We start from the raw sequence: 7,959 nt of genomic DNA, 5'->3' as shown, positions 1-7,959 counted from the left end.
CGGATGTCTTCTATATAATAATAAATATAAATTATTATAATGAATACTTGCAATTGATGAGGTCGCTATGTTGAAAGCCTTTGAGGCATTCCTTTTAAGAAAAGTAACCCTGAAGAATAATTATGTCCCTTACTACGTAAAGTGGGTCACCGACTGCTATGGGTTTCTTAATGAACCCCTTTCCACTCGCCTGAGCAGTGAGCACAAGAAAAATTTTTTGTCCCATATGGCGAAGCGCTACGAGGATTGGCAGATAAGACAGGCCGACACGGCGCTGAGGTTCTATGATTACTTTCTTTCCCGAAACAGGGCAGCGGCAGTTGAGGGGCATTCTGCCCACGGAGGGGAATGGAGTGATCTGGAGGAAAAAATGCGCGCGGCCCTCAGGCTTCGCCAGAGATCCATGAGCACGGAAAAGACCTATCTCAGCTGGCTGCGTAGCTTCCAGGGCTGGATCGGCGAGAAACAGCCCGCCGAGCTTCAGGGGAGGGACCTCCAGGATTTTCTGAGCCATCTGGCTGTTGAAAAGAGGATAGCCCCTTCTACGCAGAACCAGGCCCTCAATGCCATCGTCTTCCTCTACCGCCATGTTTTGGGTAAAAATATCGATAACGAACTGAGCGCCGTTCGGGCGAGGCAACGGAGGCACCTCCCGGTCGTGCTGACTGCAAGGGAAATCCAGAGTATCTTTGATCAGTTGGCGGGGGTCTCCAGGCTCATGGCCATGTTGATCTATGGGTGTGGTCTCCGGCTACAGGAGTGTTTGAGGCTGCGGATCAAAGATATCGACCTTGAGCAGAACGTGGTTATCGTCAGATCAGGCAAGGGTGCAAAGGACCGCAGGACCGTGCTGCCGGAGATCCTGAAGGACGACCTCATACGGCATATGGCAGAGGTACGGTCGCTCTACGATCAGGACAGGAGGGAAGAGATAAGTGGTGTGTGGCTGCCTGGCGCTCTTGAGAGGAAATATCCGAATGCAGGAAAGGAATGGGGCTGGTTCTGGCTCTTTCCGTCAAAATCGCTCTCGGTTGATCCGCGACGTTATATCGTCAGAAGACATCATGTCCATGCCGGATCGTTGCAGAAGGCATTCAAAGTCGCTTTGGGCAAAGCAGGGATTGCAAAGCAGGCCTCCGTGCATACCCTGAGGCACAGTTTTGCCACGCACCTTTTAGAGAAAGGATATGACATTAGGACTATTCAAGAGTTGCTGGGTCACCAGAATCTTCAAACGACAATGATCTACACCCATGTTGCCAAGAAAAATATCCTGGGTGTAAAAAGCCCTTTGGATGCAATTTGACGCATGGGTTGTCTTACGTGCAGGTCAGATCGAAACCCCCCAAAGACGATTGTTAGATCGAGACTCAATCGTCACACCTCATTTGACCTATTGACCTGAAGCCACCTTTTCCAAGAGGGACTTCAGTTGTTCCTTGGGGACTACTCCGATCACCTGTTCCATCACCTCCCCTGCCTTGAAGAGGATAAGGGTGGGGATGGCACGGATGCCATAGAGGGATGGTGTCTTTGGGTTTTCGTCCACATTCATCTTGGCGATCTTCACCCCACCATCTAACTCTTGTGCCAGCTCCTCCAGCATGGGGGCGACCATCAAGCAAGGACTACACCACGGTGCCCAGAAATCCACGAGGACTGGAATATTCGCCTTAAGGACCTCCTGTTCGAAATCGGCATCTGCTACATGGAACAGGGTTTCTTTGGACATTCTGATGGTACCTCCTTTATATTGGTTTAACTATATATTTTAATATTGTTATAAATATTATATACTTCTACCTCGTTTGTCAAGGGAGAATTTTGCTCGGGGGGTTCGTTGACAATGGACCTTGCAGAATATATCATGTCTGGTGAAGAGGATAAAGATGATATGTTAAAGGATCTATTGCCTTTGGTGAGCAGGCCTTCTCGATATTTGGGGAGGGAGGTAAACTCCTGCCGCAAGGACTTGCAACAGGCCAAACTGCGGTTCGCCCTCGTATTCCCCGATGCCTACGAGATAGGTATGTCCCATCTCGGGATGCAGATCTTGTATGGATTGCTCAACGCCCAGGAGGGGATCGTGTGCGAGAGGGCCTTCAGCCCGTGGTCCGACATGGAGGAGTTGCTCCGCTGTCGGGGTATCCCCCTGTTCAGTCTGGAGTCCCATGCCCCCTTAAGGGAATTCGACGTTATAGGCTTTTCCCTTCAATACGAACTCTGCTACACCAACGTCCTGAACGTCCTCTCCCTCGCCCAAATCCCCCTGCTGGCGAGGGACAGAGGAGAGGATATGCCCTTGATCATTGGAGGGGGACCATGCGCCTTCAACCCTGAACCCCTGGCGGACTTTTTCGACGCCTTTGTTCTGGGGGATGGGGAGGAGGTTACTTTAGAGGTGATTGATCTGATCAGCCGCTGGAAGGAGGATGGAGGTGATAAGGACACTCTATTGCGTGAGTTAGCCTCCATTGATGGGGTCTACATCCCCTCTTTTTTTCAGGTCAGCTATTGTCCAGGTGGCACCATCAGGAGGATAGAGCCCCTCCTGGGGCATTATCGGGAGGTGAGGAAGAGGACTGTCCCCGACCTCAACGAAATCTACTACCCCTTGGTTCCTATTGTTCCCTTTATGAAGGTGATCCACGATAGATTGAGCATGGAGATAACCAGGGGATGCACCAGGGGTTGCAGGTTTTGCCAGGCGGGCTATACATACCGACCTGTAAGAGAGAGGGATCCTCAGGTCCTTTTGGAGATCATCGATAAGTCCTTAAAGAGGACCGGTTATGAGGAGGTCTCCCTCCTGTCCCTGAGTGCAGGTGATTATAGCTGCATCTACCCCCTCTTGCAGACCCTTATGAGGAGATATGAAAAGGAGAAAGTGGCTATATCCTTGCCTTCCCTCAGGGTGGGTACCCTCACACGGGAGCTCATCGAGGAGATAAAGAGGGTGCGCAAGACTGGTTTTACCTTGGCCCCAGAGGCGGCCACCGAGAGGTTGCAGGGGATAATTAACAAGATCACCGACGAGGGGAGGTTGTTGGAGACCGCAGCCCAAGTCTTTGCTTCAGGGTGGAACTTGATAAAGCTCTACTTCATGGTAGGACTCCCCTCAGAAGGAGAGGAGGATCTTCGGGGGATAGCCGCCCTCTCCCAAAAGGTCTTTCGCCAGGGGGAGCGAGGGAAGAGGAGAGGAGGGGTGAACGTAAGTATTTCCACCTTTATCCCCAAGCCCCACACCCCCTTTCAATGGGAGCCCCAGTTGCCGTTGGAAGAGGTTGAGGAGAGGCAAAGGTATCTGAGGGAGGGGGTTAAGGGGAGAGGTATGCGACTAAAGTGGCATGATGCCAGGATGAGCTTTTTAGAGGGGGTCTTCTCCAGGGGGGATAGGCGTCTGGGAGAGGTCCTGCTGAAGGCGCATCAGCGTGGTTGCAAGTTTGACGGTTGGACAGAACACCTGAGGTGGAGTGAATGGGAGGAGGCCTTTGCCGATGTTGGTGTCGACGCCCCGTTTTATGCCTATCGAGGAAGGGATCCCTCAGAGGTTCTCCCGTGGGATCATCTCAACTGCGGGGTAGAGAAAGGATTCCTGAGGGATGAATCGGAGAGGGCCGGGAAAGGGGTGGTAACCCCTGACTGCCGCGAGGGAGAGTGTCTACGTTGTGGTGTCTGCGAAGGGGCGATAAAGATGGTATTGGCAGAGTCTAATCTTTCGCTTCCCACCTTGTCCATATCCTCCCGAGAGGTGGTGCGTAAGAGGCCATGGGTGAAGAAGATCCGTTCTCACTTTGTCAAGGTGGGGGAGGCCAGGTTCATAGGCCATCTGGAGATGATCGATGTATTAGTTAGGGCAGCCCGTAGGGCCGGTATCTCCATGAAGTTCTCCGAGGGTTTCCACCCCCTACCCAAGATATCTTTTACCAACCCCCTACCCTTAGGTACGGAGAGTTTGATGGAATTTATGGATCTGGAGCTTGCCCGCTACATGAGGGCAGGGGAGTTTAAAAAGAGGTTGAATAGAGAGCTCCCCCTCGGATTGCGGATCATCGATGCCCATGAAATGGCCTTAAAGGGGAGGCCGCTGCCCACCGTATTTGAGGTTGATCGCTTTCTTATCTCCCTGGAAAATTTGGGCAGAGCATTCCCCCAAGAGGAGCTGGGGAATAAGCTCCAACAAACCCTTAAAGGGGGAGATCTTACCCTCATACAGGAGAAGAAAGGGGGGGTAAGGAGGGTGAATGCCCTCCTCTACGTCGAGAAACTCCAGTTGCTGAGGAGGGATTCCTATTTACCCTCTATCCCCATTCATGCCGAGGTCCCTTCTCTAAAAGAGCTCTTTGGCGGGGAATTATTAATAGAGATGGCAATCAAGAGAGACGGAAGGGTTAGACCCGCCCTGATCCTGCAACACATCCTTGGCCTCACACCCGAGGAGGCGAAACTTCTCAGGGTGGTCAAAACGGAATCTCTCCCCCCATTGGTGTAGGTTACATCTTATACTTTCCAAAATCATCGGGTTTGAGACCTTCCAACCACCTTTTCAGATCTTCAGAGTCATCGATATCGCTGCGCTGTTTGAGGAGTCCCAGTTCGTCCGCCGCCTCCAACACCTTTTCGGTACAATATATAGGGGCCTCCACCCTTACGGCCAGGGCGATGGCGTCACTGGGACGGGAATCGATCTCTAAGTCTTTACCTTCAATTAATAGATGGACTACGGCGTAGAAGGTGTCGTCTTTGAGTTCGGTGACCACTACCTTTATCACCTGAACCTGGAACTTCTCCAGGATGTTCTTCATCAGGTCGTGGGTCATAGGGCGGGGGGTGATTACCTTCTCCATTCCCAGGGCGATGGCATTTCCCTCCATACTTCCGATCCAAATGGGGAGCACCCTTTCCTGTTGAGTGTCGAGCAGGACTACCACCGTAGTATTGAGATTTGGGTCGAAGATCAGACCCAAAATTCTCATCTTGATCATTTCCTCTCGCCCTTTCAATGTATCTTGCGCCACAAGGCCCTAAGCTGTTTGTATTATCCCACAGTTGTTAGAAAAAAGATACTTTTTTATATGGGTTTCCCCTCTTAGGTGGTGGGATTAAAAGGATAGAAGGGGTGGGTGTCTAGATGCCCTCTTTGGCCAATAACTCGATCAATTCCCTCTGCTTGGAGCTCAACTTTTTGGGGACCTTGATGGAGATCCGGATGTATGCGTCACCCTTCCCTCTTCCCTTAATATGTGGGATTCCCTCCCCTTTCAACCTCAGTCTTTTATTCCCGGAGGTGCCGGGGGGAATCTTCACCTTTTTGATCCCGTTGAGGGTGGGTACCTCGATGGTGGTTCCCAGCGCAGCCTTACTGAAGTTTATCTCTTGGTCGATATATATATCATCCCCTTCTCTGCGGAAGAGAGGATGATCTTGTACTTGAATGCGAACATATAGGTCACCAGGAGGTCCGCCTCCTGCCCCTCTTTTCCCCTTACCTGCTATCCTGAGTTTCTTCCCCGTATCAATTCCGGGAGGGATTTTTACCGCAATTTGTTCCACCTTTCCATCCCTGCGGATGGAGATCAGTCTTTTCGTTCCTTTGGCCGTCTCCTCCAGGGTAATGGTAAGGTCATAGATCATATCTCTTCCCTTGGAGGGTCCGGCATCACCTCGGGCAAAATGATCGGCGAAGTCAAACCCCTCATTTCCCGTGGTATATTGGCCAAAGGGCCCAGTAAAGGTGGTATGCCTGAACCCCCTCCTCTTCCCCCCGCCAAACAGGGTGCTGAAGATGTCCGAGGTGCTAAAACCGAAGTCCTTCAAGATATCCCCTATATCGAAACCCTGGAAGATGTCCTCCTGGGAGAACCTTTGATGGAATCCCTCAGCCCCGAAGGTGTCATATTGGCGTCTCTTCTCCGGGTCGCTGAGCACGGCATAGGCCTCATTTATCTCCTTAAATTTTTCCTCGGCCTCCTTGTTCCCTTTGTTCCTGTCCGGATGGTACTTCATGGCCAACTGGCGATAGGCCTTTTTAATCTCATCTGAAGTTGCGTTTTTGCTTGTTCCCAAAATCTTGTAATAGTCTTTCATGGCCTTTTCTCACTTACATCATTGTAGATCTTGCGATATACATTTTTTATCAGTCCATTCAAGTAGGCCTCAGGATTTTCTACCCCCTCTTTGGAGATGGAAAAGGAATTCACTCCCGCCTTATCCCTGATCAATTTCAGGGCAGGTTCGAAAAGGCTATCTAAGGTGGGAAGGATCTCCTTGATGTCCCTCTCCTCTTTTAATATCCAGGCCAGCAGAAGGTCCATAGCCTCCTCATCCAGATTGATCTCGATGCCATGCCTCTCCAAGAAGGATTTTTCAAAACCCTTGATCTGATAATAGGTGGACAGGACCTCCTCAAAGGCCGAGTTTACGTCCATCTCTTTTTTTATCACCCTATCCACGACGAGGTCTAAGCGGCTGTCAGTAAATATGGCCCCATATCGGCTCAAGAATTCCATCTTGCGGGCCTTTAAATAGTCCTTCATCTCTTCCCTCTCCTGTGCCACCAATTCTCTGTATTGCCTCAGCCTCTCTTCGTTATGAGGATTTTTTAAGATCTTCTGAAGTTCACCCTCTGTGTCCTCGGCCATCTCCTTGGTTACCACTAGTTCCTTGATATCTGTGGAAGGGAGTTTCCTCTCGAATTTCAGGAGGACCTTCTCAATAGCGCTGATCAATCCTCTGGCCCCAGTGCGTTCCTGGTAGGCCATCTGGGCCATCTTCCAAAGGGCCTCATCCTCAATCTGGAGGTCGATGCCGTAAGAGCGAAAGTCATTCTTTTTGCTTGTGATGATAGGGCTGTTGGGGTTTTTCAAGATGTTATAGAGATCCTCTGCCTCCAATTGGTGAAAGACGGCGATAACGGGTAGGCGCCCGATGAACTCCGATTCAAATCCATAATCGATCAGGTCCTCGGCGGAGACATGTTTCAGATACTCAGCCTTCTCATCTTTGGACTTGATCTCCGCCCCAAAGCCGATCCCCTCTTTGTTCATCCGCTTCTTGATGATGTCCTCCAAGCCATTAAAGGCCCCGCTCACAATAAAGAGGATATTTCTGGTGTTTATAGTCTTCTTTTCTTTTTTACCTGTCCGGCGATATCTCTCAATGGCCTCCATTTGGGAGATGGGGTCGTGGGGTACACGCAGGTCCACCTCCGTCTCTTCCATAGGCTTCAACAAGGCCCTCTGCACCCCTGTTCTCGAGACATCAGGACCGATGATGTTGCCGCTGCTGGCTATTTTGTCGATCTCATCGATGTATATGATCCCATATTGGGCCTTCTCTATATCGTTGTTGGCCTCGTAAACCAGATCCCGCAGCAGGTCCTCCACATCACCCCCCACATATCCTGTCTCGCTGAACTTGGTGGCGTCTCCTTTTACAAAGGGGACCCCGATCTTTTTGGCAATGAGCCTTATCATATATGTCTTCCCCACCCCAGTAGGGCCGATCATGATGATGTTGTTCTTGACATTTCCCACCCCAGGGCCAGATTCATTCCCCTTTTTTATCATGAACTTGGTCTTGTTATAGTGCGTGCAGATCTTGGTGGCTAGGATCTCTTTGGCTTCATCCTGTTTGACGATGAAGGAATTGAGGTAAGAGATGAGTTCCTCAGGCTTCATATCGAAGTTAATGTAAGGGGAGGGCTTCTTCAGCGTCTTTCCCTTCTCGTCCCTTTGCTCAGGGGAGACTTTGGGAACAAGGGTAGAGACCACCAACTTTACCCTATCGCCGTACTTTTTCTCCAGGTACTTGTTCAGCTCTTTCTCGAGCTCTTTTTGGTCCGGAATCTTGTCATGGGGCCCTTTCATTTTCTCTTTTTATCCTCCTAATTACGATCTTACCCTAATATAACAATCGCTGCTGTTCGTTTCAACATCTCTCTACCATTTCCCATTCTGC

6 protein-coding genes are annotated in these 7,959 nt (G+C 50.5%); 2 read left to right on the top strand and 4 right to left on the bottom strand.

What is annotated here, in order from left to right:
* Nucleotides 1–67: 67 nt before the first annotated feature.
* Nucleotides 68–1,306 carry an integron integrase gene (locus JRI46_05550; protein ID MBW2039050.1) on the top strand — a complete coding sequence of 413 codons (1,239 nt, stop codon included), beginning with the start codon at nt 68–70 and terminating at the stop codon, nt 1,304–1,306.
* Between the two features lie 87 nt (nt 1,307–1,393).
* Here JRI46_05550 and trxA read toward each other — a convergent pair whose 3' ends face one another.
* Complete coding sequence (gene trxA, locus JRI46_05545) at nt 1,394–1,732, bottom strand: thioredoxin (GenBank protein ID MBW2039049.1); 339 nt, start codon at nt 1,730–1,732, stop codon at nt 1,394–1,396.
* A 114-nt stretch (nt 1,733–1,846) separates the two neighbouring features.
* Here trxA and JRI46_05540 point away from each other — a divergent pair, with 114 nt between their 5' ends.
* Entirely contained in the window at nt 1,847–4,492 is a 2,646-nt protein-coding gene (locus JRI46_05540; GenBank protein MBW2039048.1) for a TIGR03960 family B12-binding radical SAM protein, read from the top strand.
* A 1-nt stretch (nt 4,493) separates the two neighbouring features.
* Here JRI46_05540 and JRI46_05535 read toward each other — a convergent pair whose 3' ends face one another.
* From JRI46_05535 to JRI46_05525, 3 genes are all read right to left on the bottom strand, one after another.
* Nucleotides 4,494–4,985, bottom strand: a complete 492-nt coding sequence (locus JRI46_05535; GenBank protein ID MBW2039047.1) for a bifunctional nuclease family protein — start codon at nt 4,983–4,985, stop codon at nt 4,494–4,496.
* A gap of 142 nt (nt 4,986–5,127) precedes the next feature.
* Nucleotides 5,128–6,087 carry a J domain-containing protein gene (locus JRI46_05530; GenBank protein ID MBW2039046.1) on the bottom strand — a complete coding sequence of 320 codons (960 nt, stop codon included), beginning with the start codon at nt 6,085–6,087 and terminating at the stop codon, nt 5,128–5,130.
* Nucleotides 6,084–7,868, bottom strand: a complete 1,785-nt coding sequence (locus tag JRI46_05525) for an AAA family ATPase (GenBank protein ID MBW2039045.1) — start codon at nt 7,866–7,868, stop codon at nt 6,084–6,086. The genes JRI46_05530 and JRI46_05525 overlap by 4 nt, the downstream gene beginning before the upstream one ends.
* Between the last annotated feature and the right edge of the window lie 91 nt (nt 7,869–7,959).

Source organism: Deltaproteobacteria bacterium, assembly GCA_019308925.1.
In the GTDB taxonomy this organism is placed as follows: domain Bacteria; phylum Desulfobacterota; class B13-G15; order B13-G15; family RBG-16-54-18; genus JAFDHG01.
This window is presented reverse-complemented; position numbering and strand designations above follow the sequence as displayed.